Here is a 25,334-nt window from a genome sequence, read left to right on the forward strand (position 1 = left end):
CATTAATTTTAAGACTCATCATCAATATCTTCCCACCAGGTGGTCTTAATTTTCACGCCTTCCAAATCAAAATATTTTCTGCCGACAGATTCCATAATTTTATGATCTCCCAAAAGATTAAAGGCTGCCACTTCTCCCTGGACCACGGCATTGGGCCAGCCAATGGATGTTGTATAGCTTCTTATGTTGGGATGATAAATCTGGGCACATGATCCACAGGCATAAATGCCGTCAATATTTGTCTTTAAATATTCATTGACCAGAATACCGTGATCAATATCAATACCTGATCCTTTCGCAAATTCAATATTGGGATTCAACCCGTTAAAAGAGAACACCATATCAACGTTTTTTTCGATCCCCTTTTGAGTTTTTACCCTGTATGATCCGTTTTGCTCATCAATTGTTGAAATATCGTCTTTAACAATGATATCCGCATTAAATTTTGAAAGGCTTTCGGTTATTTGTGCCAGCATGTCATCGGTTAAATTATAAGGCCAGAATGCATTGGGACAGATCAGAATGGTCACGGTTTTATCCATGGAATTTAACATTCTTAAAAATTTAAATCCCACAAGATCGCCGCCAAAAATAAAAAAGCTTTTTAGTTTTTTAATCTCTTCCTTAACCTCTATAACATCTGTATAGGAAGTGACAAATTTTAAATGGTTTGCATAGCAGGACATGGGGGGCAGCAGCCTTGCACGGCTTCCCGAGGCAATGATGAGCTTTGAATAATTAACTTTTTCCATGTGCTGTAAAAAGAGCGTTTTTGACTCCGGATCGATTCGTTCTACCTCCTGACCCAGACGAATTCGGATATCCTTGGCTTTGTATGAATCCAAAAAACTAACCATGAGATCTTCTTTGGCTATCTCATCGGCAATAAAATCTGTCAATTTTGGTTTATAATAATAGGGGACACACTCATCGGATATGATGGTGATTTTGGCCTCTTTATCTTTTTCCCGCAAAATTATTGCTGCATGATTTCCTGCAGGCCCGTTTCCTATGATGACATAATGATCATTGAAAGGCATCATTCCTCCAGTAAACTAAGTATCAATTTCTATGAGTTCCTTTTTTGTCACACTGATACAATCCATGGGACAAACGGCCAGACATTGTCCACAACGGATACATTTGGCATTGTCAATGGCAATAGATATGACTTTGTTCCAATCGTCTGTTTCTTCATATATTCCATAGGTTCCATCTGGATTGACGGGAACACTTTCAATCATTTTAATACAATCTTTTGGTGCCACATCAATACAGGCTGAACAATAAATACAGGTCAGGGGATCAATTTCGTATTCCAGGTTACAAAGATAACACCTTTTGGCCTCTTCATGGGCCTGATCGTCATTGTACCCTGTTTCCACTTCATTGGTTGCCCTGGAAAGTCTTTTTTCCATATCAATGGTATTCATCTCGAGCTTGCCAATAAAATCATATGATCTTTGTCTGTCACTTGTTTCATGCTTTTCAAGCCTGACCACGGTCTGTTTTCTTTTTTCACCAATCAAATATTCATCAATGGCCTGTGCAGATTTCCTGCCGCCGGCAATGGCTGAAATGACATCCGAAGAACCTGTCACAAAATCTCCTGCTGCAAAGACACCATCCAGTCCGTCAAGATCTTTTGATACGACAGCCTCATCAGGGGTTTGACCTAGTGCTGCAATAACAGAATCTGTCGGAACTAAAAATTGTGAATTCTCTATGGGAATTGAAACTCTATATGGCGGCGTGTCGGTTTTTTCCATTCGGGTTCGCTGGAACTCAACCGCAGTGACTTTATTGTTATTTCCGATAATTTTTGATGGCTGGATAAGGCTATACGTCTTAATCCCTTCAAACTGCGCTTCATATTTTTCAGTCTCATCAATCCGCATATATTCAATAGTTTTACGGATATTAATTCTGACATCCAAAGCGCCAAGTCTTATGGCCGATCTTGCACAGTCAACTGCCGTAAACCCGGCGCCAACCACGATCACCTTGTCACCGACAAAGGGTTTTTGCCCCTCATTAACTGCTTTCATAAAATCAAGACCATTGTAAACATTTTCAAGATCTTCGCCGGTAACATCAAATTTTCTCGGACTGACACATCCGGTTGCCACAACCACAGCATCATATTCGTTCTTAAGCTGATCCAGGGAAATATCAACGCCAATGGCTTTATTTGTTTTCAATTGGATTCCCAGTCTGAGGATATTTTTAATTTCAAGCATCAAGAGATCCCGCGGCAACCTGAACTCAGGGATACCATACATCAGCATACCGCCCGGTTTCTCCAAGCCCTCGAAAATCACAACTTTATGTCCTAAAATAGAAAGATCATGGGCTGCTGCCAACCCGGCCGGGCCGGAGCCGATGACAGCGACTTTTTTTTCTGTCGGTGCATAAAGCCCTTCAATAATCCTGTGCGAGCCAGGCTTCAGGTCTGCACAGGAACGCTTTAAATGACAGATACCAACACTTAGACCATTGTCCGGTTCTCCGTGACGACAACCGGATTCACAAGGTCTTGAACAGATACGGCCTAAAACACCGGGCAGGATATTGGCACTGCGATTTAATTCATAGGCCCTGCCATATCTTTTTTCAAAAACAGCCCTGATATATCCCGGAATATTGGTTTTGGCAGGACAGGCATCCTGGCAGGGAATACTTTTAGCGACCTGGCCAAAATCTCTGACATCGGTTGAATAGACAATCTGTTTTACAGACTGAGCAGAATAAATCTTATTTTTATCCTGAAAGAGTTTTTCTTCTTTGGAATAGAGATCATTTTTTTTCAATGCTTACCCCACTATTCAAAAAATTAAAGAAAAAATGCGATCCTAATAATGATGGAATGAAAAAATAGCTTACCGTTTTATCTAATGTCTGTCAAAATAATAAATAATAAATTTTATTATTTTTATTATTTTTATTCGCTTTAAAAAAAGCTTTGCTTTAATATCAATTTTGTATTATCAAAATCATTTTCAAAAAATGAGAGGGAACCCATGAAATTTCAAGCTATAACCTATTCAATCCCGTGGAATCTTTTTCTGATCACCCTGGGAAGTATTATCGTCGGTATCGGACTTAAAGCCGTAGTGATACCCAATGGAATGATTACAGGCGGATTTTCCGGTGCAGGAATTTTGTTTTTTTATTACACCCAGGTTTTTACACCGGGCATCTGGTATTTTATTTTAAATATCCCGGTCTTTATTCTCGGGTGGCTTTTTATCAGCAGACGATTTTTATTATACAGCCTCTACGGTGCCATCATCCTGACCCTTGCCATTGATTTGATCCAATTTGAAATCCCGGTCAAGGATCTGATGCTGGCAGTCCTTGCCGGCGGAACCATCATTGGTGCAGGCGCCGGTATTGTCTTTCGTTCCCTGGGATCTTCCGGTGGCAATGATATTATCGCAATCATTTTAAATCAAAAATTAGGTGTTCGAATCGGGACATATAATTTTAGTTTTAATTTTGTATTGTTCTTTTTCAGTTTTGGATTATTGAATACAGATTTAATTTTATATTCCATGACCATGAGTTATATCATCTCCCAGGTGATTGAATATTTCATGACGCTGTTTAACCAGAGAAAATTAATCTTTATCATCTCAAATAATCCCAGACAGATCACAGATGAAATCATGAAAAAACTTAATAGAGGTGCAACTTTTTTAAAAGGAGAGGGGGCATACTCCGGCATGGAAAAAGATATCATCATGACTGTTGCCAATACCTTCCAGATCAAAAGAATCGAGGAAATTGCATTTTCTGTTGATCCAGATGCCTTCTTGATTACGGAAAACACCTTTAATGTACTTGGCAAAGGCTTTTCCCGACGAAAAGTCTATTAACTCGTGCCTGACCAAAAACCTGAAAATTTTTATTCATAAATAGTGTGCTGTTTCGGATCAAAGGCCTCTCTTATGCCCTCACCGATAAAGGTGACAGTCATAAGGGTTGTTACAAGGGCAGCTACGACAGAAGAGACAATCCACCAGGCCTCCATGTTCTGCCAGCCCTGTGACAGCAATTCCCCCCAGGAAGGTGTCGGCGCAGGCAACCCGAACCCCAGATAATCAAGGGATGTTAAAGCGACGATCCCCCCTGAAATAGCAAAGGGTGCATAGGTCACGATTACGGAAATAGTGTTGGGGATAATGTGTTTGAATATGATCCTTGCATGGGATGCTCCAAGGGAACGCACCGCCAGGATATATTCTCTTTCTTTTTCTTTATAGGTCATGGTTCGCATGACCCAGGTAATGCCGATCCACCCGAAAAATGCCATGATCAAAAGCAAAATCACGAAATTGGGAATCACAATGGAGGCAATGATAATAATCACATATAAAAATGGGACATTATTCCAGATTTCGATGATCCGCTGGAAGATTAAATCAAATTTCCCTCCGAAATATCCCATGGAACAGCCAATGGTAATACCGACGCTATAATTCATGATCAAAAGGAAAAAGGAAAAAATAATGGCGGTCCGAAACCCGTAGACAAGTCGCGCAAGAATATCCCTGCCCACATTATCGGTTCCCAGAAAATGCCTTTCTTTAAATGAGGGGGGGAACGGCGGATACGAATTGAGTTTCAAATCATTCTCATAAGGGTTATAGGGAACCGGGGGCAGAATGACAAAATTAGATGACGTCTCAAACTTCTTTTTAAGGTCCCTGTAATTGGTTTCGTACTCATAGCCAAGATTAAAGACAGAGCCCGGGATCATCTTTGTATAGGTTGGAAAATAAAAATTACCATTATAAGAAACCAGCAATGCCCTTGAATTAATAAAGGCCTCGGCAAAAAAAGAAAAAAAGATCATCACAAAAAGAATAACAAATGACCAGAATCCTCTTTTAATGGATCGAAACCGTCTGATTTTTTTTATAGTGACAGGATTTAACGATATCATCTAAACCTCACCCTGGGATCGACAAGCGCAACACATATGTCGGATAGAATATTACCAATCATGAACAAGAGGGAGGAGATAACAAGGATACCCATCACCACCGGATAATCCCTGTCAAGAATGGATTCATATCCTAAAAGCCCCATGCCGTTGATATTGAATACTTTTTCAATCAAGAATGATCCCATTAAAAGGATGGAGATATTATTTCCAAAGCTGGTTGCCAAGGGAATCAGACTGTTTTGCATGGCATGATTCAGTACAGCTTTTTTAAAGGGAAGTCCTTTGGCAATGGCTGTTCTGACATAATCGGAAGACAGATTATCCATCAGGGTGTTTTTCATCAAAAGCGTCATCACGGTAAAAGAACCGATGACATAGGAAAACAGGGGTAAAATGGTATGCCAGGCAATATCCAGAATTTTTTCAAACAGATTCATCTCTTCAAACAATTCGGACACAAGCCCTCCCAAAGGGAACACATCATAATTAGATGCAAACAAAACCAGCATGAATACGCCTGCCACCCATCCGGGAATGGCATAACCCGTAAAAATAATAATGGATGTAATATTATCAAATCCGGTTCTATGCCGGACGGCCTTTGCGATCCCAAGGGGAATGCAGACCCCGTAAATCATGATCAGGCTTAAGATACCAAAATAAAGAGAAATCGGAATTCGTTCTCTTATCATATCCCAAACCGGATCATAGTATCGTGTGGATTGACCAAGATCTCCTCTCAACACTTTTCCCAGCCAGATAAAATAGCTGGTTAATACAGGTTTATCAAACCCGTAATATTCTTTTAATTTTTGGATTTGTTCGTGGGAAAGGGGTTGCTCGCTACCCGGGCCGGACATGGAAGATGAGCCTGATCCGCCATGGCCTGTCTGCATGGCCCTTGTATCGGTAATGATCCTTTCAATGGGGCCTCCGGGCACAAAACGAGTGATGGTAAAAACCATAATAGTGATACCGATGAATGTCGGTATCACCAGAAGCAATCGTCTTATGAAATATGCGGTCATGACATTGTTTTAAATACTGATTCAAGCGCCTTATCAAGATTTTCAGGTTTTGTGCCACCGGCCTGGGCCATATCAGGGCGGCCGCCACCACCGCCACCAACTATTTTAGCCGCAGCTTTTACAATATCGCCTGCTTTATACTCTTTTGTCAAATCCTCGGTCACAACAGAAATCAATAAAGCTTTCCCGCCGGACTGGGCGCCAAGAAGGACGACCCCGGAGCCGATTTTTGTCTTGAATTTATCGGCCAGATCTCTTAACTGGGATGAATTTTCAATATCCACCCGCTTTGAAATCACTTTGACGCCATTTATTTCCCTGATGGTATCATCAATATTTTCAACAGATTTTGACGCCATTTTTGCTTTTAAGGCTTCAAGTTCTTTTTCAAGGATTTTCTTATCCGTCAATAAAGCCTCAACCTTTGTTACCACATCCTCTTTTGCCCCTTTTAACAGGCCCGCAGCTGATTCGACAAGAGCTTGTTCCTTATGAATATAATCAAGGCCCGTTTGACCGGTTACAGCTTCGATTCTTCGGACACCGGATGCAATCCCGCCTTCTGACAGAATTTTAAACAGCCCGATATCACCGGATAGTTTTGTATGGGTTCCCCCGCAAAGCTCCCGGGAGAATGACCCCTGGGATACAACCCTTACCACATCCCCGTATTTTTCTTCAAACAAGGCGGTGGCACCTTTCTTAACCGCCTCATCCATGTTCATTTCTTTGGTCTCAATTGAATGATTTTCACGAATCCTTAAATTGACTTCATTCTCTATGACCTGAATATCCTGGGTGGAAATAGATGAAAAATGGGTAAAATCAAATCTTAATCTTGTGTCCGTCACAAGGGAACCGGCTTGTTTAATATGATTCCCCAGAACTTTTCTCAAGGCCGAGTGAAGGATATGGGTGGCCGTATGGTTCACTGCTGTATTTTGTCTTTTCTGTGCATCCACCTTGAGTGTAAATGTATCCCCCTTTTTAGCCTCGCCTTTTTCAACCATACCTTTATGGATAATAAGCCCGGTGGGATCTTTCACCGTATCCGTGATCGTGATGACGCAAGTTTCATTTTCAAACCTTCCTGCATCTCCTGCCTGCCCTCCTGATTCTGCATAAAAAACTGTCGCAGCGGTTACAATTTCTATGGTATCACCCTGTTTAGCTGTTTTAATTTCTTTATCACCCTGAACAATGATGAGGACATCAGATCTTCCTTCAATATTGTCATAGCCTTTAAAAGAGGTCTTTATCCCTTCTGATGTGAGTGCTTTGTAGGCAACACCCACGCCTGCAAATTTTTTAGTAGACTTTGACCTTGCCTTTTGTTCCGCCATATTCCTCTCAAACCCGTCTATATCAAGATCAATATCCATCTCTTTTACATGATCACTAATGATGTCCACTGGAAATCCATAGGTATCATAGAGCTTGAAAATCATATCCCCACGAATTTCTCTTTTTCTAAGGACTGCTTTACCGTCTCTTCCTACTAATCCAACTTTATCATCTCGATCCGGAAGATCTTCAATTACAGTTTCTAAAAGTTTCATCCCAATATCAAGAGTTTCAAGAAACTTTTCCTCTTCATTCTTCACCACATTCAAAATAAATGCAGCAGAATCTTTCAACTCGGGATAAGCTTCATCCATAATTGTAAAAACCGTCTGTACCGTCTCATGCATAAAAGGTTTGACAAGCCCGATACTTCTTCCATACCGAATGGCCCGCCTCATGATGCGACGAAGCACGTACCCGCGTCCTTCATTGGAGGGCATCACTCCGTCACAAATCAGGAAAGCCGTTGCCCTGGAATGATCGGCAATGACCTTCATGGCCACTTCAACCAGATCAGACTCATGCCGTTTTTTATTGGAAAGTTCCCCGACTTTTTCCATAATCGGCACAAAAAGGTCTGTGTCATAATTTGTGGGAACCCCCTGGAGAACTGAAATCACCCGCTCAAGGCCCAGGCCCGTATCTATACTTGGTTTTGGCAATGGTGTCATATTGCCCTGTTCATCTTTTTCAAACTGCATGAACACAAGGTTCCATAATTCCAGCCACCGGTCACAGTCACACCCGACCGCACAGTCTTTGCTGTCACAGCCAAATTCTATGCCACGGTCAATATGAATTTCACTACAGGGTCCGCAAGGCCCTGTATCTCCCATGGACCAGAAGTTATCCTCTTCGCCTAATCTTACGATTCTTTCTTCCGGTACGCCAACTTGGTCCCGCCAGATATTATAGGCTTCATCATCTTCATAAAAAACAGACACCCAGAGTTTTTCCTTGTCAAACCCATAGCCGTTTGTGAGAAGATCCCAGCAAAAGTCAACAGCTTTTTCCTTAAAATAATCACCAAAAGAAAAATTGCCCAGCATTTCAAAAAATGTATGGTGCCTTGCCGTATACCCGACATTTTCAAGATCATTATGCTTTCCGCCGGCCCTGACACATTTTTGAGAGGTTACCGCAGTTAAATAATCCCTTTTTTCATCTCCCGTGAACACACGTTTAAACTGCACCATTCCGGAATTCACAAACAAAAGGGTCGGATCATCCTGAGGTAAAAGAGAGGAAGATCTTACCTGTTGGTGATTGTGTTTTTTAAAATACTCGATAAAAATCTTTCTGGCATCATTGCCTGTCATGTCACAACTCCTAATTCACTAAACCATTATGCCTTGGTTTCTTTATTATTATCATTGCTGCCAGGGACTGCGATCCCAAGCTTCTCACGGACTTGAGCTTCAATTTTTTCAAATATGTCCGGGTTATCAATTAAAAAGAGTTTTACATTTTCTCTTCCCTGACCGATTCTTTCGCCTTCAAATGAATACCATGACCCGCTCTTGTCCACGATCTCAAGCTCAGCACCCATGTCAAGCAGATCCCCTGTTCGTGAAATACCTTCCCCATACATGAGATCAAATTCCACACTTTTAAACGGGGGGGCCAGTTTGTTTTTTACAACCTTTACCTTGGTGCGGTTCCCGATAATTTCCTGGCCTTCTTTGATCGGGGCGGCCCTTCTGATTTCAAGGCGCATGGAAGCATAAAATTTCAAGGCATTGCCACCGGTTGTGGTTTCAGGGTTGCCATAGACCACACCGATTTTCATCCGGATCTGGTTGATGAAAATGATGGTGGTATTGGTTTTACCGATGGTGCCTGCAAGCTTTCTTAACGCCTGGGACATGAGTCGTGCCTGGAGTCCCATGTGGGAATCTCCCATGTCTCCTTCAATTTCAGCCCTTGGCACAAGGGCTGCCACAGAGTCTACAACCAGGATATCAACACCACCGCTTCTGATCAGCATATCTGCAATTTCAAGGGCCTGCTCCCCTGTATCGGGCTGGGACACTAAAAGTTCATCACAATCCACTCCAAGCCGCTTGGCATAAGCCACATCCAGCGCATGCTCGGCGTCAACAAAGGCTGCAATCCCGCCATTCTTTTGTGCCTGGGCAACTGCATGGAGTGCCAGGGTCGTCTTTCCGGAAGATTCAGGACCATAAATTTCGATCACCCTGCCCCGTGGATATCCGCCAACCCCAAGGGCTTTATCCAGAGCAAGGGAGCCTGATCGTATAACAGGGACGGCTTCAATCTCCCTGCCGCCCAGTTTCATGATAGATCCTTTGCCGAATTGGCGGTCGATCTGACTCATTGCTGTTTTTACAGCTTTTTCTTTTTCCAAATTTTTTTCCATCCCTTTTCTCCTAAAATATACCCGATAAATATAGAATTTTTAACACTAGTGCAGATAAAACACCTGCCATAATATCATCCAGAACCACACCCGCACCCCCTGAAAAATTATTTTCAAAATATTTCACTGGTCCAAGTTTTACAATGTCAAAGAACCTGAATATAAAAAACCCGGCGGAAAGGGTATAGATATTAATGGGAACCCACGACATCGTCACCACAAATCCTGCAATCTCATCAATAACAATACAGCCGGGATCTTTCTTCCCCAATATCTTTTCAGCCTGGTCTGAAAAATAAATGGCTGCAAGAATTAAACCTGCAATATAAACCCCATAAAAAGATGAAGGAATAATTAAAAAAACAAGTACAAAAGGAATCGCTGCAATAGTTCCAAACGTACCGGGTGCAAACGGGATTCTACCAGAATAGCATCCTGTGGCAAAAAACATTATGAGTTTCTGTTTTAATGTCATTTTGCAGTTCTATATTCTGCATCAATCCCTGTCAAGTAGATTGGGTCAAGAGGGTTGGCATCAGATAAAATTTGGGTGTAAACATCTTTTAATGGAATCTTTTTTTCTTCTGCCACTTTTTTTGCAACATCATACTCCGGAACAAACCGGATACTAGTGTCAGGATTGATTATTTTTTTTACCTGTAATTTTCCATATAAGGTTTCAACAAATGCTTTTTCCCTTAAAAGAAAAAATCGTTCACATTCATGATACCTCACTCCGATGGATGTGGTCTGGGTAAGTATGATGTGAACAATATTATCCAGATCCTCTTTGCGGCACATCACCTCAATCTGGGTCCCGGGTCTATTTTTCTTCATCTGAACCGGGATATAACAGACATCCAATGCCTTGTTTTCAAACAGGGTTTCCATTAAAAATCCTAAAACTTCGGGGCTCATGTCATCCACGTTTGTTTTGATAACATGAATAGCTTCTTTTTGAATGGCCGTTCCCTTTTCCTTTTGATCTGCACTCTTTTCTCCCAGAATAATGCGCAGCAGATTGGGAAGGCCTGACCCGGTATCTCTTTTTCCTGAACCATAGCCGACCTTTTGTATGGTCATTTCCGGCAAGTCCCCAAAAAAGGAAGCAAGGGTGGTAATAATGGCTGCTCCTGTCGGTGTAACAATCTCAGTTTTTGCATCTGAGGGTGTTACAGGAATATCTTTTAAAATCAATAGGGTTGCCGGAACCGGAACCGGTATTTTTCCATGTGAACACGTCACAAATCCTGATCCCAAAGGAATTGGGGAGGCATATACCTTTTTAATGCCAAGATACTCCACACAAAGAAAAGATCCAATAATATCAACAATGGAATCAATGCCGCCGATTTCATGAAAATGGACAGTTTCAATATCTTTGCCATGAATTACTGACTCAGCCCGGGCTATTTTTTTAAAGGCAGAAAGACTGTTCTCCTTCACCTTTTCAGGCAAAGAACTGTTTTTAATCAAGTCCTTAATATCTTTGTAGTTCCTTGATGATCTTTCTTCATCATTAACATCCACAATTAAGTCCGTTGCCTTTAAATGATGCTTATATACGATAGTTGTCTTTAGTTTAAATCCTTTTAAAACAGTTGACAGCTCCTCTTTTATCCAGTCAACCGGCACGCCAAGATCAATCAAGGCGCCTAAGGTCATATCTCCGCTGATGCCGGAAAACATGTCAACATAGGCGATCATCTATGATATTTCTCCTGCTGCATAAATCTTTAAAATCTCAAGCACCAGCTTTGCTGAGGCCTCCATGTCTTTGATGGCAATAGATTCATTTAAGGTGTGAACATCGGTCATGCCGGTTCCGAGAACGCCTGCGACAATGCCTTTGCCAAAAAATATATTTGCATCTGCACCGCCGCCAATGGTCTTGCTTACCAAAGCAATGCCAAGATTGTCTGCGGCTTTCCTTGCAAGTTTAATAGCCTTGTGATCTTCGGAAATGTTTGTATTGGGAAAATCATTCTCGACAAAGGCTTCTATCCTGGGAAGATCAGAATTGTCTTTAAACTCCTCTGCTGTAGCCTGAAACGTATTTACAATATTGTCCGTAACTCTTTTTAATTTTTCAAGATCATGACTCCTGGCTTCCCCGTGGATTTCAACAAAATCAGGGACAATATTGGTGGCAATCCCACCTTTAATAATTCCAAGATTACAGGTGGTCTCTTCATCAATTCGGCCCAGTTCAAGCTTTGAAATGGCTTTAGATGCGACCATAATGGCATTCACCCCGTTTTCTGGTTCTGCGCCTGCATGAGCGGCCTTACCGTAAAGTTTTAAGATGATCTTGTTGGCTGCAGGGGCTTTTGTGACAATCCCTTCTGTATCAGTTGAATCAAGAATATAACCGAATTTTGAATCCATTAAGGAATAATCAAAATGCTTTGCTCCTAAAAGACCGATTTCTTCACAAATTGTAAAAATAATCTCAATTGGCGGGTAATCCATTTTGTTTTCAAGGATTACATCCATAACTTCAAGAATGATAGCAAGTGCAGATTTGTCATCCGCCCCTAAAATGGTTGTTCCGTCGCTTTTGAAAATACCATCCTTAAACTGAACTTTTATACCTTTTCCCGGGCCAACCGTATCCATGTGACCGCATAAAAATATCGGGTCGGCATCAACATTCCCCTTAAATTTTGCCACAAGATTGGAGCAGTTGCCACCCACCTGTTCCCCGGCCGTATCATAACAGACCGTTGCTCCCATTGCTGTTAATATTTTTTCAAGCTCCGATGCAACATCCCGCTCCTGCCGGGAAAGAGAGTCGATCTTAACAAGGGCCTGGAATCTTTGTGCCAGTCTCTGTGAATTTATCATTTATTATTCCTTCGTTTAATAACGATCCGTATAACCAACTTGACAAATCAAAGGAAATATATACTATTTTTTTATTATTAATTCTATAATTAATTACGGAAATGCGCGGCTCACTTGTGGGGTGGCTAAATGGCTGCAATATATTGAGAATATAGAGGAGCGATCAGGCATGGATATTCTTGAAAAAGTTCGGAAAGATGGTCTTATTTTTGATGGTGCCACGGGCTCAATTCTTATCAGCAAAGGTATTACAGGTGGAGAAGCATCTGAACTATGGAACTTAAGACATCCTGACATCATCATGGAAATACACCGGGCCTATTATGATGCCGGATCGGATGTGGCAAGTGCCAATACATATGGCGCATCCGCGATAAAACTAAAAAAAATGGGGGTTACCCAAAGCGTGGAAAAAATGAACCGAACCGGGGTCCGGATTGCAAGAAAGGTCTGCGGTAAGGGTCAGTACGTTGCAGGTGAATTAGGTTCCCTTGGTGATATGCTTCAACCCATGGGCCCTGTTTCATTTAATGAAGCTGTGGACTGCTTTGCCCAGCAGGCGGGTTTCCTTGAAGACGAAGGGGTTGATGTTTTTCTGATTGAAACTATTTTTGATATTAATATTGCATTGGCAGCCATCAAAGCTGTTCGTTCAGTATCTGAAAAGCCAATTTTTTGTTCCCTTACCTTTAAAAAAATGAAAAAAGGCTTTTTTACTATTTTTGGAAATAATCCAAAAGACAGCATGAAATCACTGGTTGACGCCGGTGCCTCAGTTGTTGGAGCCAATTGCTCAATGGGTAGCAAGACAATGATTGACCTGGCAGGTGAAATTAAAAAAGGGATTGATGTTCCCGTAATCATTATGCCTAATGCCGGTACGCCAGAGACAACAAAAGACAATGCCGTCTTTTATCCGGAGGACGAAAACTTTTTTGCAAACAATATCAAAAAAATCAAAGCGCTTGGCGTGGAAATTGTTGGCGGCTGCTGTGGTACAACACCGGCATATATCAAAAAGATCAAAGAACTCATTTAAAAGAAATAAAACTGGAGCGTCGAGTGTCTGCAATAAAAATTCGTAAAGCAACAATTGAAGATTCAGGTCTTATTCTACGGTTTGTCACAGAACTTGCTATCTATGAAAAAGCAAAACAAGAGGTGATTGCTACCGTGTCTGATATTGAAGTCTCTTTGTTCGGTAGAAATTCAGGCACCCATGCCCTGATTTGCAATATTATCAATGAACCGGTTGGCTATGCTGTTTATTTTTTTAATTATTCAACATGGCTTGGGAAACATGGGTTGTATCTTGAAGATTTATACGTATCTCCGGAATATAGAGGCAAAGGAGCAGGTATGGCTGTTTTGAAATATCTTGCAAAAAGTGCCCTTTTAAATAATTGTGGACGCTTTGAGTGGAGTGTTCTTAACTGGAATGAACCAGCCATCCAGCTTTATCAGTCAATAGGTGCAAAACCACAGGATGAATGGGTGGGCTATCGTTTAGAGGGTAAAGCTCTTGAAACCTTTGCAAATACTTAAAAACAATTGAAGTAAAAGGCTAATTGCTCCGTTGTCCTCAAAATCAGCATGAAAATGTGTTACAAAACACTCTGAGTTTTCTTTATATTTTTGAATGAAAAACCGTAAAACAGGTTGACAAACAAGGCTCTTCAGGTGTATCATTCTTCGTTATTTTGATGCGGAAGTGCGCGGCTCACTGGTGGGGCCCTCGGACTTCAAATCCGATGTGGGGCGCTAGAACCGTCCCGGGTGGGTTCGATTCCCATGCACTTCCGCCATTTTTATCCAATACCTTCAGCTACTTAAAAATCAATACGATTTATGCTTTTGTGTGCAACTGTTTTTATTTACTCGAATGCCATTTCAGTTTTCCACTCTTTCCAAACATTACCTACCAGTTCTGGCCCCGGCTTAAGCGTCATCTTGCCCGGTTTCCAACCGGATGGAGTGGCTTGTGTTCCTTTTGAGTCTCTTACAAGCTGAAAGGCTTGTACTTGCCGGAACGATTCATTAACATTTCTTCCTACTGGTGGCGTTAGCACTTCGTATCCTTGAATAATTCCATCTGGATCGATAATAAATCTTCCGCGTGTCTCAACACCTGCGTCCTCATCATAAACACCATAGGCCTTTCCCACTCTACCGCCGGAGTCAGATAGCATAGCAAAAGGAACACCCCCATCTACCATTTTGGACAGCTCATGATCATTCCACATTTTGTGTACGAACATACTGTCAATACTCATGGATAAAATTTCTACTCCAAGCTTTTGAAATTCAGGGTATTTTTCAGCAACTGCTGAAATTTCCGTTGCTCATACAAATGTAAAATCACCCGGGTAGAAACAAAGAAGAACCCATTTCCCAAGGTTTTCAGATAACTTTACATTAATGAATTTGCCATTCTGGTAGCCTGGCGCAGTAAAATCAGGCGCTTTTCTGCCAACTTGTATCATACTCATGATCTCCTTTTTTTCATTATCTCTTTCAGGTGTTTGTTCAGGGACTGTTTCGCCTACCGGACCACCTGTGGGTCGAGCACATCCAGCTTTTAGTTCTTCTGCCATAAGTTCTCCTCAATTTGAGTTTTTAGGTTTTTTGAACAGCACAATAATGAATTCAACAATCTTTTCTGTATATCAGAAAAAAATAAAAGATCAACTAATAAAAAGTTTCAATAAACGGCTTTTCGTCATCGACAAGAAGAATATTGAATATGGTCATGTGTTCCTTCTAGGGTTGAATAGAATAAGTATTCAAATTTTTTTTAATACTTATATATGTATAGGGTAATTGAATATAATTAGCAATTTTTGATATCTTTTTCATTGAAAGATCATTAAAAATTTTCGAGAGATTTATACCGACTCCAACATATATATTCCTTTTTTTATCTATACCATTTGAATATCCCCTTGTGTAATATCCAACATGCAATTCAAGATATTTTAAATATTTTTTTTTAACACAGTCAAACCCATCAAGCTTCAATGCCATAAGATATTTTGAATGCTCATAATCTGTAAAAAAATCCACGGAATCAAAGTTTGGAATATATTCAACCCTGAAATCAATTTTTCTTGATAATTCAGGACTTGTGTAAAGAAAATAGCCGGCAATACTGCCGATACAATTCATAATAAAATCTTCAGAAGAAAAACCATAACTGGAAAATGAATCCCCTATCTCCATCAAGCTCATAATACCAAAAGAAGACCACGAACCTAATAACGCCCCTTTCCTATGGGAATATCCCCAATTTTCATAGAGACTGCCAAGAGCATGCGACAATGTGTAGCTAAGATAAAAATGAGCCAGTTTATCTGCACCCCCTTCTTTAGTGTTCTCAGAAAACCAACCTTCATTTGCTCTGGAGGGCGAATTCCCAAAATAATTCCAGTTTGCAACACCCCAGGCTGTAACAGCAGCCAATCCTGCAATATTTGTCATTACCACCTTTTCTTCTTTTGAAAAATCAGTATCAAACCCTGATACTGTTAAAGGATAAAGCAGGATACATATTAAAAGAATATATCGCATGATGAACCTCCAGGATAAATTTTTAACCCGGTCTTTAATTTGAATTAATCTTTTTGATTTATAAAAGCAAGATGTTATGAATGCCATTTTCAATTTTAAATTGCTGTGAATAATAACGGTCATAAAAAGCGATATTTGAAAAGATAGGTTGCGAAACATCCTGACGTAGTATAAGAAAAATTATCCCGTCTGGTTTGAATGACTTGAACTTAACAAAGAATGGAGAAAAAGAATGGGTGGATTTGAAGTAACCTTTCCCGACAATAAAAAAATAGATGTCGCATTTGACAATTTTAAAATTAAAACTGACCAGGCCAAAGAGAATGGAGGGGATGAGACCGCACCCGAGCCTTTTGATGTTTTCATCTCTTCCCTGGGAGCCTGCGCCGGAATATATGCAAAATCCTTTTGTGATGTAAGGAAACTTTCCACGGGCGACATGCATCTTTTTATTGAAGTCTTTTTCAAAGAAGAGCAAAAACTCATGGACCAGGTCAATCTTACCCTTCATGTCAATCAACACTTCCCTGAAAAATATATCAAACCGATTATAAAATCCATGAACGGATGTGCTGTTAAAAATCAACTTCACCCGGATATAAAAATAAATACTGCCGTGGCCTATCTGGATCAGTGATAGTCTTGAACAATTCCATTTTGTTCTGCTTTTTCAAGCAATTGCAGTGCTGTTTTTAAAATGTCTATCTGTAATTTTTCATCAAAGGGACTTCCCAAAGGTCGTCCCAAAAGTTGTGGCACAAGCAACACCCGTGGCAGGGACATCATTCTCATCCGGGTTTCAAAGGCTTTGACCGCAATAACAATAGTCGCTATTTTGGCTTCTTCCAATGCTCTTGCAACATGTCCGACGGACATGTGACAGACCGGTCAGACCGGAACCAGCGCTACTGCTTCAACCCCTTGGTTTACAAATTTATCCACCCAATCCGGCAATGTTTTTTTCAATAATCTCATTTGAGAGCATGCGCCCACAAATGAATACGCATTGGACGTTAATTTCTCAACCACCCCCTGATCCTTCAGGTGAACAATTCTCTGGTATGGAAAAGATACATTGGGATCTTTTAATGCAGCCCTGATATCATATCCACCATGGCGAACCATCAGATCCTCAGGCTTTGAATCAAATGGGATTTCAGAAAGCTGTGGCTCCTCCTTTAAAAAATCAAACACACGACGCTCTGCTTCTTCCTGAGTCATATTCTCAACCCCTAATGGCTCAGGATCACATCCCTTCAAAAAATGGCCGCTTGATGTAAGAAGCGAAAGTTTTATGGAGGACAATGGCTTTTCTAAAGGGTGAAAAGGTCCATCATCATATTCAAAATTTTTCTGTTCTCTATATCCCTGAATCTGACCCTGTAGCATTCTTTGCTTCACACGAAAAAGATCGCCGTCGTCGAGCGAGTCAACGACATCCTTGAATAAATTTTGAATAAATGTCGAGGCATCCTCCGGTGTCAGATCAGATAAAAATTTAAAAGACAGATCCGAGCGTTTACCGTAAAAAAAAGATTTAATGAACGCTTCAAAGGATTCCGGGTTGTTCTCCTTTTGCATTTTTTTGCTCCCTCCAGGGTTTATATAATTAAGATTGTTAAATTGTTTTAATACTTTTTTCCTTATTAATTCTCTCAATACTGATGATGGCATGCTCTTTAACATTAGAAATATGTTGTTTTAAAATTCCGACCGCGCCATCAAGATTGGAATCAGCAATATATTCATATAATTTAGTGTGTTCCGAATCAACGGTATCCATAGGTGTTACAAAAAGGATATTACCCCGATATTTAAGATATAAAAGATCAAAAAGTGATTTTAAGGTATTGATTTGTATCGTGCATCCTGAAAGCGTTGCAAGGGCAAGGTGAAATTCCATATCCTTTAAAAGTCGTTCTTTTAAATAAATATCTCGAACAGCGTCAAGATGGCAGTCCAGGGCTTTTTTCAGTATTTTCAGCCCTTTTTTATCAATTTGGGATATGGTTTTGGGCAAGAGTGAGGTTTCGATTAATTCCCTGAATTCATATATCTCCATGATTTCTTTTAGACTGATATTTTCAGTATAATACCCGCGATTGGGTTCATGCCGGACAAGGCCTTGATATTCAAGCCGTTTCAATGCCTGGATAACCGGTGTTGTACTCATTTCAAGGCGCTTTGCAAGATCTCCATATGAAATCTTCTGCCCCGGTATAATTTCATTTAAAAAAAACATCCGGCGAATACCCATATAGGCTTCCTGAGTAAAATCATCTTTGCTCTTTTTCTTTTTTTTTCTTTTTTTCTCCATAACCAAAATAAATATACCAAGCCCTTTATAAAATCAATTATAAAAACAGATAATTTCAAATTCTAATAATAGCTCTATCCACTTGAATATCAGTCATTTTATTCTTGACATACAAATCGCAAAGAGATACATAATTATAAATCTGATCAAATATTTGATCAGATTTATAATTTAAATTGATAGAAGCTTTTATTAAACCCAAGGAGAAAAAGATGGCTTTGTCATTTATGGAAGGAAATGAGGCACTTGCCAGGGGTGCAATTGCTGCGGGCTGCAATTTTTTTGCAGGCTATCCCATCACACCTGCAACAACTATTTTTAACAGTATGCTGAATATGCTGCCCCCCAAAGGCGGTATTTGTATTCAGGGAGAAGATGAAATCGCATCCATGGGATATTGCATCGGGGCATCCATGGCAGGCAAAAAAGTACTGACCGCAACATCCGGCCCCGGCATCAGTCTTTACAGCGAACAACTTTCATTTGCCATTGGCAGTGAAATTCCTTTAGTGATTGCAGATGTGCAGCGCCTGGGGCCTTCAACCGGTTCAGCAACTCGAGGTGCTGACAGTGATATCCAATTCTTAAGATGGGGTAGCACAAGCGGTGTTCCGGTGATCGTTCTTGCCCCTAAAGATGCTCTTGACTGCTATGTCCTTGCTGTCCATGCCTTTAACTATGCTGAAGAATTCAGGTGCCCCGTTTTTATTGCTTCCAATAAAGAAATCGGGATGACCAGGGAAAGCTTTGATCTTGATTCCGTCACCCTTCCCCCGATTGTCGAGAGAAATCTGTTTTCAGGAGATTCGTATCTTCCGTTTGAAGCAGAGCCGGATGCAGCCCCGCCGTTTCTTCCCATTGGCGGGAAAACCCTTGTCAGACAGACATCATCAACCCATGGACCAGACGGCTATATCACCATTGATCCGGAAGTGATTGCGGAAAACCAGGCAAGGCTGAGAGAAAAAATTCATAGCGCCCGAAAGAGAATTACGCTTTTTGAAGAAGATATCAAAGAGAATAGTGATACACTGATCATCAGTTATGGTGTCACCGCCCGTGCGGTTGAAGATGCCGGCAAAACTCTTGAAAGCAAAGGAAAACCTGTCTCCACCTTAACCCTTAAAACCCTGTGGCCGGTACCAGAAGAACTTTTGATAGAAAAAGCAAAACCCTTTAAACGCATTCTGGTCATCGAAATGAACCTGGGTCAATATGTCAATGAAATAAAGCGGGTGCTTTGTGATAAAAAAGTAACGTTTTACGGACAGATGAACGGTGTGTTGATTACGCCTGCAAAGATTATGGAGGTCATTGAAAATGAATAGTTATTTGAATAAAACCAGGCCCCCTGTCTATTGCCCCGGATGTACTCATGAAAAAATCACCAAAGGCCTTGATAAAGCCATACTCAAATTGAACCTTCCGGCCGACAAAACCGTCATCGTTACTGATATTGGATGCTCCGGCCTTTTTGATACCTTCTTCAACGTGCACGCTCTCCATGGGATTCACGGCCGGGCTCTGACCTATGCATCGGGTCTCAAGCTTGCTAATCCCGAACTGAACGTGATTGTTACAATGGGAGACGGAGGGCTGGGTATCGGGGGCGCACACGTATTGGCCTCCTGCAGGAAAAATCTTGATCTTACGCTGATTATTCTCAATAATTTCAACTTTGGTATGACCGGCGGACAATACTCTGCCACTACACCGACCGATGCAATGGTGGGATCAGGATTTCTCAATCATGCTGAAATTCCCCTTGATATCTGCGCCATTGCCCAAAGTGCCGGTGCAACTTATATTGATCGATGCTCAGGTCATGACGAGAGCCTGCCCGGAAAAATTGCCGCTGCCATTGAGCATAAAGGGTTTTCAATCATTGAAACCCTTGGCATGTGCACCGGTCGTTATACCAAAAAAAACCAGCTGACTCCAAAACTCCTTGATCAGATGATAACCGATCTTCCTGCCAGAGACGGTATCATAGAAAAAAATCAAAGGCCTGAATACGGTGAACGTTACAGGGCGCTTGCCAAAGAGAAAAATACATTCCCTGAAGCGGTTACCATAGAAAAGCAAATCGATCTTAAAGATTATCAACAGCAAGAGGTGGTTATCTTAGGCAGTGCGGGAATGCGAATTGTAACAGCCGGGGACATTGTCTGTTACGCAGGTCTTTGTGCGGGCATGAATGTGTCAATGAAAAATGACTATAATATCACCGTTCTCAGGGGACAGTCTGTTAGTGAAATCTTGATTTCACCCGAAAAAATAGGCTATCCCGGCATTGAATCTCCTTCGGTTGTTCTGGCATTAAGTGATGAAGGCGTCCAGCGAAGAAAAAAGATATTTGCAACCCTTAAACCAGACACATTTGTTTTAAAAGAAAGGACCGTTACCATTCCTGAAACCAACGCGAATGTTGTTGAGATCGACTTCCGGAAATTTAAAATCAAAAAACAGGATTGGGCTTTGGCTTCCCTTGGTGTAATGGCAAAAAAAGAAAAAGCTATTAATAAAAAAATGCTAAAGTATGCTTTAAAGTCCCGTTTCACTGAAAAAGTCTATCTGATTGCAATGGAAACCATTGAAAAAATGACTTAGGTTTCAACTTGATATTTCTTTGTGCTATTTAACCAGATAAAAAAAGGGCTCTTGCAAATAAGCGCAAGGCCCTTTTTAATTCAAATAAATATCCCTTTTATGAATTTAATATCTTTTTTGCACTTTCGTTATTTACATCAGACACATGAGGAATACCGGTTTCAATTGCTGTTTCCCGATTACCTGAAAAAATCTCCTGGCGTGTGATTTGATTCAAAGAAAATTTTCTTGCCCCGGCCATGAGCTGCTGCAAACCGCAGCCCAGCTTATCCGCCAGTGTATAGAATGCAATGGCACCATAAGGAATATTCTTCATTTCCTCCTTGCCCATTTTTTTCTTAAGATCATGGTAACCTACGAAAATTTCATCCGCAGTTTTTCCAACTTCCAGAACCGTTTTCGGCAATTCATTCCAGTTGCCGTTCACTCCCGCCCGCTGCTCAGGATTAATGGCCCCCTCTATGTTTGCCCCTAAAAATCCCGGGATCATAATCGCTCTTCCCATACAAATTAATTTTGTATAGGGAGCACCTAATGCAAGTGATTTAAAAATATGATCTTCAAGTGCGAATCCACCGGCAAAGGACATGTCCACAACATTTTTCCCTTTTGCCGATAAAATACTGGCATATTCATGGGCTTTTGAATGAAGAATAATGGAGGGAACACCCCAGCTTTGCATCATATTCCACGGACTCATACCAGTTCCCCCGCCGGAACCGTCAATTGTTAAAAGGTCAAGTTCGGCATCTGTTGCAAACTTAATGGCCATTGCCAGCTCTTCCATGCCATAAGAACCTGTTTTTAAAGTAATTCTCTCAAACCCGATACCGCGAAGATATTCCACGGTGTTCATGAAATCTTCCTGAACCTTGCTGACCGTATCGAAATTGGTGGCACCCAGACGGCTGTGCCGGGCAAAAGACTTAATTGCACCCTGCTCAAATCCCTGCTGAACTTCAGGCAGAGACGGGTCCGGATCAACCACATACCCTCGTTCTTTCAGGAACATTGCATATTCAAGGCTTCTGACCTGTATCTCTCCACCAATATTCTTTGCACCCTGACCCCATTTTAATTCAATGATACACTTGTTGCCATATTTATCCACAACATACTCTGCCACACCATTTCGGGTGTCTTCAACATTGAGCTGGACAATGATAGCACCGAACCCATTGAAATACCTTAAATAGGTCTCTATTCTCCGGTCAAGTTCAGGCGCTTTAACAATTTTACCTTTTTTATCTGTCTGGGGGCCGATTTCAGAATTTTTATCCACACCCACCACATTCTCGCCGATCACCACCGGGATACCGATTAATGCACCACCAATGGCAAAGGAATCCCAATATTTTTCTGCAATAAGGGTTGAGCCCAAAGCACCAGTCATCATGGGCATGCGGATTTTTGTTTTAATCCTGCTCCCAAACTCGGTTTCAAGGCTGACATTTGGAAAAACACAGTCATCCGGGCTGTTGGTCATACCGTGTGTAAGCCCGGCCGAGCCATATGCATAGCCTTGAATTCTCAGGGAATTATAAGATACCCCCACATGGTTGGTATTGTTTGCACCGGCGGTAACCAGACCATAGCTTCTCGGATATAATAATTTTCTTCCAACCATGCTGGACAGCCATGTTTCGCACTTCCCATTACAATCTGCACGACATAATGTGCAAAGGCTTGATTCACAGACGTTCCCTCTGTTTTTGGTTCCCAGGGCATCATTTCCTTTTGAAAATCTCATTTCCATAACTTTGTCTCCTTTTTAATAATCTTGTTAGCTTTTCACATTTCCTCATTGAAATAATTTCCTGAAAATAAAAAAAGGCACCCTCCCCGGTTAAAAACCGGAGCAGACACCTTTGTCATGGAAAAACTTATTTTTACGCCATTGTAAAAACAAATTGAATTAAAATAAAAAGTATCTTGAAAAGATTTTAATGTCAACTTATTTAAAAGAGGATTGTTTTATGCGACTTACCTGTATTGCATACTTCTTGACAACCCACTTCAATAAAAGTAAATATCCCATTAAATTTTAAAAGCTTAAAAAGATTTGGAAAATTCTTAGTAAATGGAAAATTACAGCGTGAAGGAAGACATTCTTCTATCAGTGAAAATATGAAAATCCTTCTTACAAACGATGATGGATATAGTGCTCCGGGAATTCAAGTGTTGTATGAAACGCTTCGATCTTATCATGAAATTGTTATGGCAGCACCCGATAGAGAGAAAAGTGCCGTGGGGCACGGTATTACCCTTAATGAACCCATACGGATTGACAAAATAAACTTAAATGGCGGTGGTGAGGGATATGCAATTACAGGAACTCCGGCAGACTGTGTTAAGCTGGGCCTGTTTAAACTTTGCACCACACCACCTGATATAGTTATTTCAGGGATTAATCCGGGCAGTAACACTGGGGTTAATATCAACTATTCGGGTACCGTGGGAGCTGCCAGGGAAGCGGCATTAAATGGTTTATTAAGTATAGCTGTTTCGGTAAAACGAGGAAAGATAGTAGATTTTCAGGGTATGTCCCGGTTTATAGGTAATCTGGTGGACAAAGTATGTGATTATGGTCTTCCGACCGGCACATTTTTGAACATCAATGCACCGGATATTTCATTGGATGAAGTTCGCGGAGTCAAAATTACCCGGCAGGCCTCTAATAATATTTCAAAGCAATTTGAAAAACGTGTTGATCCAAAGGACAGGTCTTATTACTGGTACAGCAGCATAAACCAAGTGAATAGTGAACCAGATACAGACGTCAATGCATTATCACAAAACTATATTTCCATAACTCCAATTCAATGCGACATCACAGATTATAAGACAATGGCGGGAATGGAACCATTCCAACTTCCTTGACAACATCCCCTGGATATTATTTTTTCAGTCCCCGTAACAAGCTTGCTACGGTTTTCCCCTCTATTACAGTTTCTCCATCCTGATTTTCAATCCAGCTTCTTATTTCAATCCGTTCATCCTGAGGATCTATTGCTATGATTTCAAACCATGCGCGAAGAGTGTTCCCTATAAAAACAGGACGTAAAAATTCCAGGGTTTGTGATTTAAAAATTGCACCGATACCTGGCAAATGCATCCCCACCAAAGTTGAAAATAACGAAGCTGACAACATACCATGAGCAATCCGTTGTCCAAAAAATGTTTGCTCTGCAAACTGTTCATCAACATGTAAAGGATTTATATCACCTGTTATGGCAATAAAATGGGATAAATCGGATTCAGTTATTGTTTTTTGGAATGATGCCTTTTGCCCGACCACAAGATCATCGAAAGTTGTCAGTTGATAAGTCATGGGTTGCTCCCTTTTAAATAATATGATTTTGAATCATCAAGTTATCTTATTATCATTAAACTATAAATTTCAAAGCATCATTTTTCAGGTTTGTCTTAAAATCACAGAATTTTATTTTTCCGAGGTCGAATTTGATTTCAAATTTGAATTTTGCAGCCACCCACAGCTTCGGGTATCCACGTAATTGATATTTTTGTGAAACAATTAAAAATGCATGAGAAATTAGTTTTAATAAAATTTGTAAAAAACGAAGAAAAATTTAATTAGAAGGAGTAAATAAGAGAAAAAATTTAATAGCGTTTAACGTTGAAAATGATAAAGTTGAAAAATTTCAAATAATAATAGACTGTTAGGGAATCTATTGAAATATTTGAAAATATCATGTTCCACGAAAAAAAATATTGTAAAATCAAAAGATTACCAGTGGTTTGTAAAAAAACACCATCATATAGCAAATAGAGAATTATCGAGGTTGACTTAGAGTTTGAATTAAAATAAGAGAGATAGAAATTTATGTTATTCAAATTATTTCAAGATATAGGACGGTTTAAATATTGAATACTGCATCAGTCTTAAACCCTATTCTCATAATAGATGATGAACTACCTATTTTGAATCTACTTTCAAAAAGCTTGACCAGAAATGGTTATACTGTGGATACTGCAGAAAGTGGGGAAAAGGGAATTAAAAAAATCGCCTCCAATAATTACAGTCTGATTCTTACTGACATGAAAATGCCTGGTCTGTCTGGAGAACAGGTTCTTCAATATTCAAAACAAATTCAAAACAAATTGACACCAGTTGTGGGAATGTCTGGAACAGCAATTCTCGGTGAGGATTTTTTTCATGCGTCAGTATGGTTTTCCATTAAAAGGTAAATATTTTTTTCGTAAACTATTGCCCAAATCTCACGCAAGTTATTGATATTACAGGAGAAAAAATAAGTCTAGACTTTGTCT

General features: G+C 40.5%; 24 protein-coding genes and 1 tRNA gene. 9 read left to right on the forward strand and 16 right to left on the reverse strand.

The genetic code is table 11. The features are described 5' to 3' along the window. Window positions 1–8: 8 nt before the first annotated feature. Entirely contained in the window at window positions 9–1,043 is a 1,035-nt protein-coding gene (locus QAI40_RS06305) for an NAD(P)/FAD-dependent oxidoreductase (RefSeq protein ID WP_304511518.1), read from the reverse strand. 12 nt (window positions 1,044–1,055) lie between these two features. After that, a complete protein-coding gene (locus QAI40_RS06310) occupies window positions 1,056–2,810 on the reverse strand; it encodes an FAD-dependent oxidoreductase (protein WP_304511519.1) in 1,755 nt (584 codons plus the stop codon). Between the two features lie 210 nt (window positions 2,811–3,020). On the opposite strand from QAI40_RS06310, the gene QAI40_RS06315 reads away from it, so the two are divergent. Next, a complete protein-coding gene (locus QAI40_RS06315; protein WP_299979270.1) occupies window positions 3,021–3,878 on the forward strand; it encodes a YitT family protein in 858 nt (285 codons plus the stop codon). A 29-nt stretch (window positions 3,879–3,907) separates the two neighbouring features. Here QAI40_RS06315 and QAI40_RS06320 read toward each other — a convergent pair whose 3' ends face one another. Genes QAI40_RS06320 through QAI40_RS06350 form a run of 7 tightly spaced genes read right to left on the reverse strand, consistent with a single transcriptional unit; the run spans window position 3,908 to window position 12,550 of the window. After that, a complete protein-coding gene (locus QAI40_RS06320; protein WP_299979267.1) occupies window positions 3,908–4,948 on the reverse strand; it encodes an ABC transporter permease in 1,041 nt (346 codons plus the stop codon). After that, window positions 4,945–5,979 (reverse strand): ABC transporter permease subunit, encoded by a 1,035-nt coding sequence (locus tag QAI40_RS06325; RefSeq protein WP_299979264.1) that lies wholly within the window; start codon window positions 5,977–5,979, stop codon window positions 4,945–4,947. Before QAI40_RS06325 ends, QAI40_RS06320 begins: the two co-directional genes overlap by 4 nt. Beyond that, on the reverse strand, window positions 5,976–8,642 hold the full coding sequence (gene alaS / locus QAI40_RS06330) for an alanine--tRNA ligase (RefSeq protein WP_299979261.1): 2,667 nt from the start codon (window positions 8,640–8,642) through the stop codon (window positions 5,976–5,978). Before alaS ends, QAI40_RS06325 begins: the two co-directional genes overlap by 4 nt. Before the next feature lie 26 nt (window positions 8,643–8,668). Next, a complete protein-coding gene (gene recA / locus QAI40_RS06335) occupies window positions 8,669–9,703 on the reverse strand; it encodes a recombinase RecA (RefSeq protein WP_299979258.1) in 1,035 nt (344 codons plus the stop codon). A gap of 10 nt (window positions 9,704–9,713) precedes the next feature. Next, window positions 9,714–10,178: a phosphatidylglycerophosphatase A family protein gene (locus tag QAI40_RS06340; protein ID WP_299979255.1), complete on the reverse strand. Its 465-nt coding sequence runs from the start codon at window positions 10,176–10,178 to the stop codon at window positions 9,714–9,716. Further along, the gene (larC, locus tag QAI40_RS06345; RefSeq protein WP_299979252.1) at window positions 10,175–11,410 is read right to left on the reverse strand and encodes a nickel pincer cofactor biosynthesis protein LarC; all 1,236 of its coding nucleotides are present in this window, start codon (window positions 11,408–11,410) and stop codon (window positions 10,175–10,177) included. The genes QAI40_RS06340 and larC overlap by 4 nt, the downstream gene beginning before the upstream one ends. Beyond that, entirely contained in the window at window positions 11,411–12,550 is a 1,140-nt protein-coding gene (locus QAI40_RS06350; protein ID WP_299979250.1) for a M20/M25/M40 family metallo-hydrolase, read from the reverse strand. 169 nt (window positions 12,551–12,719) lie between these two features. On the opposite strand from QAI40_RS06350, the gene QAI40_RS06355 reads away from it, so the two are divergent. The 3 genes from QAI40_RS06355 (at window position 12,720) to QAI40_RS06365 (ending at window position 14,355) form a co-directional block, all read left to right on the forward strand. Further along, window positions 12,720–13,589, forward strand: a complete 870-nt coding sequence (locus QAI40_RS06355; RefSeq protein WP_299979247.1) for a homocysteine S-methyltransferase family protein — start codon at window positions 12,720–12,722, stop codon at window positions 13,587–13,589. A gap of 23 nt (window positions 13,590–13,612) precedes the next feature. Next, on the forward strand, window positions 13,613–14,095 hold the full coding sequence (locus QAI40_RS06360; RefSeq protein ID WP_299979243.1) for a GNAT family N-acetyltransferase: 483 nt from the start codon (window positions 13,613–13,615) through the stop codon (window positions 14,093–14,095). Window positions 14,096–14,257: 162 nt separating this feature from the next. Beyond that, a tRNA-Sec gene (locus QAI40_RS06365) sits at window positions 14,258–14,355 on the forward strand. A gap of 69 nt (window positions 14,356–14,424) precedes the next feature. Here the strand turns inward: QAI40_RS06365 and prxU are convergent. Together prxU and QAI40_RS06375 are read right to left on the reverse strand one after the other, a co-directional pair. After that, window positions 14,425–15,144 carry a thioredoxin-dependent peroxiredoxin gene (gene prxU / locus QAI40_RS06370; RefSeq protein WP_299979240.1) on the reverse strand — a complete coding sequence of 240 codons (720 nt, stop codon included), beginning with the start codon at window positions 15,142–15,144 and terminating at the stop codon, window positions 14,425–14,427. A 166-nt stretch (window positions 15,145–15,310) separates the two neighbouring features. Continuing rightward, window positions 15,311–16,117 carry a DUF2279 domain-containing protein gene (locus QAI40_RS06375; protein WP_299979237.1) on the reverse strand — a complete coding sequence of 269 codons (807 nt, stop codon included), beginning with the start codon at window positions 16,115–16,117 and terminating at the stop codon, window positions 15,311–15,313. Window positions 16,118–16,349: 232 nt separating this feature from the next. On the opposite strand from QAI40_RS06375, the gene QAI40_RS06380 reads away from it, so the two are divergent. Then, a complete protein-coding gene (locus QAI40_RS06380; RefSeq protein ID WP_299979234.1) occupies window positions 16,350–16,754 on the forward strand; it encodes an OsmC family protein in 405 nt (134 codons plus the stop codon). Here the strand turns inward: QAI40_RS06380 and QAI40_RS06385 are convergent. Genes QAI40_RS06385 through QAI40_RS06395 form a run of 3 tightly spaced genes read right to left on the reverse strand, consistent with a single transcriptional unit; the run spans window position 16,748 to window position 18,434 of the window. Next, window positions 16,748–16,993, reverse strand: coding sequence for a hypothetical protein (locus QAI40_RS06385; RefSeq protein WP_299979231.1), 246 nt, complete (start codon window positions 16,991–16,993; stop codon window positions 16,748–16,750). The two genes, QAI40_RS06380 and QAI40_RS06385, sit on opposite strands and share 7 nt — an antisense overlap. A gap of 12 nt (window positions 16,994–17,005) precedes the next feature. Further along, entirely contained in the window at window positions 17,006–17,698 is a 693-nt protein-coding gene (locus QAI40_RS06390; protein ID WP_299979228.1) for a glycine/sarcosine/betaine reductase selenoprotein B family protein, read from the reverse strand. A gap of 37 nt (window positions 17,699–17,735) precedes the next feature. Beyond that, window positions 17,736–18,434: a GntR family transcriptional regulator gene (locus tag QAI40_RS06395; protein WP_299979226.1), complete on the reverse strand. Its 699-nt coding sequence runs from the start codon at window positions 18,432–18,434 to the stop codon at window positions 17,736–17,738. Window positions 18,435–18,646: 212 nt separating this feature from the next. Between QAI40_RS06395 and QAI40_RS06400 the strand changes: the two genes are divergently transcribed. Both QAI40_RS06400 and QAI40_RS06405 read left to right on the forward strand, forming a co-directional pair. Beyond that, the gene (locus tag QAI40_RS06400) at window positions 18,647–19,762 is read left to right on the forward strand and encodes a transketolase C-terminal domain-containing protein (RefSeq protein ID WP_299979223.1); all 1,116 of its coding nucleotides are present in this window, start codon (window positions 18,647–18,649) and stop codon (window positions 19,760–19,762) included. Beyond that, window positions 19,755–21,044 (forward strand): thiamine pyrophosphate-dependent enzyme, encoded by a 1,290-nt coding sequence (locus tag QAI40_RS06405; protein WP_299979220.1) that lies wholly within the window; start codon window positions 19,755–19,757, stop codon window positions 21,042–21,044. The genes QAI40_RS06400 and QAI40_RS06405 overlap by 8 nt, the downstream gene beginning before the upstream one ends. A 97-nt stretch (window positions 21,045–21,141) precedes the next feature. Here QAI40_RS06405 and QAI40_RS06410 read toward each other — a convergent pair whose 3' ends face one another. Continuing rightward, window positions 21,142–22,800 (reverse strand): glutamate synthase-related protein, encoded by a 1,659-nt coding sequence (locus QAI40_RS06410; protein ID WP_299979217.1) that lies wholly within the window; start codon window positions 22,798–22,800, stop codon window positions 21,142–21,144. 371 nt (window positions 22,801–23,171) lie between these two features. Between QAI40_RS06410 and surE the strand changes: the two genes are divergently transcribed. Next, on the forward strand, window positions 23,172–23,924 hold the full coding sequence (surE, locus tag QAI40_RS06415) for a 5'/3'-nucleotidase SurE (RefSeq protein ID WP_299979214.1): 753 nt from the start codon (window positions 23,172–23,174) through the stop codon (window positions 23,922–23,924). 16 nt (window positions 23,925–23,940) lie between these two features. Here the strand turns inward: surE and QAI40_RS06420 are convergent, their stop codons facing one another. Beyond that, complete coding sequence (locus QAI40_RS06420; RefSeq protein ID WP_299979211.1) at window positions 23,941–24,375, reverse strand: MaoC family dehydratase; 435 nt, start codon at window positions 24,373–24,375, stop codon at window positions 23,941–23,943. A 554-nt stretch (window positions 24,376–24,929) separates the two neighbouring features. Here QAI40_RS06420 and QAI40_RS06425 point away from each other — a divergent pair. Then, window positions 24,930–25,253 (forward strand): response regulator, encoded by a 324-nt coding sequence (locus tag QAI40_RS06425; protein WP_299979209.1) that lies wholly within the window; start codon window positions 24,930–24,932, stop codon window positions 25,251–25,253. The last annotated feature ends 81 nt before the right edge of the window (window positions 25,254–25,334 follow it).

It is taken from the genome of Desulfobacula sp., from assembly GCF_030611305.1.
GTDB lineage: Bacteria > Desulfobacterota > Desulfobacteria > Desulfobacterales > Desulfobacteraceae > Desulfobacula.

Excerpts from the sequence above, each read along its gene's own strand:
- QAI40_RS06305 (WP_304511518.1), bottom strand. The coding sequence starts at position 1,043 with ATGATGCCTTTCAATGATCATTATGTCATCATAGGAAACGGGCCTGCA.
- QAI40_RS06315 (WP_299979270.1), top strand. The coding sequence starts at position 3,021 with ATGAAATTTCAAGCTATAACCTATTCAATCCCGTGGAATCTTTTTCTG.
- QAI40_RS06320 (WP_299979267.1), bottom strand. The coding sequence starts at position 4,948 with ATGATATCGTTAAATCCTGTCACTATAAAAAAAATCAGACGGTTTCGA.
- QAI40_RS06325 (WP_299979264.1), bottom strand. The coding sequence starts at position 5,979 with ATGACCGCATATTTCATAAGACGATTGCTTCTGGTGATACCGACATTC.
- alaS (WP_299979261.1), bottom strand. The coding sequence starts at position 8,642 with ATGACAGGCAATGATGCCAGAAAGATTTTTATCGAGTATTTTAAAAAA.
- recA (WP_299979258.1), bottom strand. The coding sequence starts at position 9,703 with ATGGAAAAAAATTTGGAAAAAGAAAAAGCTGTAAAAACAGCAATGAGT.
- QAI40_RS06340 (WP_299979255.1), bottom strand. The coding sequence starts at position 10,178 with ATGACATTAAAACAGAAACTCATAATGTTTTTTGCCACAGGATGCTAT.
- larC (WP_299979252.1), bottom strand. The coding sequence starts at position 11,410 with ATGATCGCCTATGTTGACATGTTTTCCGGCATCAGCGGAGATATGACC.
- QAI40_RS06350 (WP_299979250.1), bottom strand. The coding sequence starts at position 12,550 with ATGATAAATTCACAGAGACTGGCACAAAGATTCCAGGCCCTTGTTAAG.
- QAI40_RS06355 (WP_299979247.1), top strand. The coding sequence starts at position 12,720 with ATGGATATTCTTGAAAAAGTTCGGAAAGATGGTCTTATTTTTGATGGT.
- QAI40_RS06375 (WP_299979237.1), bottom strand. The coding sequence starts at position 16,117 with ATGCGATATATTCTTTTAATATGTATCCTGCTTTATCCTTTAACAGTA.
- QAI40_RS06380 (WP_299979234.1), top strand. The coding sequence starts at position 16,350 with ATGGGTGGATTTGAAGTAACCTTTCCCGACAATAAAAAAATAGATGTC.
- QAI40_RS06385 (WP_299979231.1), bottom strand. The coding sequence starts at position 16,993 with ATGTCCGTCGGACATGTTGCAAGAGCATTGGAAGAAGCCAAAATAGCG.
- QAI40_RS06390 (WP_299979228.1), bottom strand. The coding sequence starts at position 17,698 with ATGCAAAAGGAGAACAACCCGGAATCCTTTGAAGCGTTCATTAAATCT.
- QAI40_RS06395 (WP_299979226.1), bottom strand. The coding sequence starts at position 18,434 with ATGGAGAAAAAAAGAAAAAAAAAGAAAAAGAGCAAAGATGATTTTACT.
- QAI40_RS06400 (WP_299979223.1), top strand. The coding sequence starts at position 18,647 with ATGGCTTTGTCATTTATGGAAGGAAATGAGGCACTTGCCAGGGGTGCA.
- QAI40_RS06405 (WP_299979220.1), top strand. The coding sequence starts at position 19,755 with ATGAATAGTTATTTGAATAAAACCAGGCCCCCTGTCTATTGCCCCGGA.
- QAI40_RS06410 (WP_299979217.1), bottom strand. The coding sequence starts at position 22,800 with ATGGAAATGAGATTTTCAAAAGGAAATGATGCCCTGGGAACCAAAAAC.
- surE (WP_299979214.1), top strand. The coding sequence starts at position 23,172 with ATGAAAATCCTTCTTACAAACGATGATGGATATAGTGCTCCGGGAATT.
- QAI40_RS06420 (WP_299979211.1), bottom strand. The coding sequence starts at position 24,375 with ATGACTTATCAACTGACAACTTTCGATGATCTTGTGGTCGGGCAAAAG.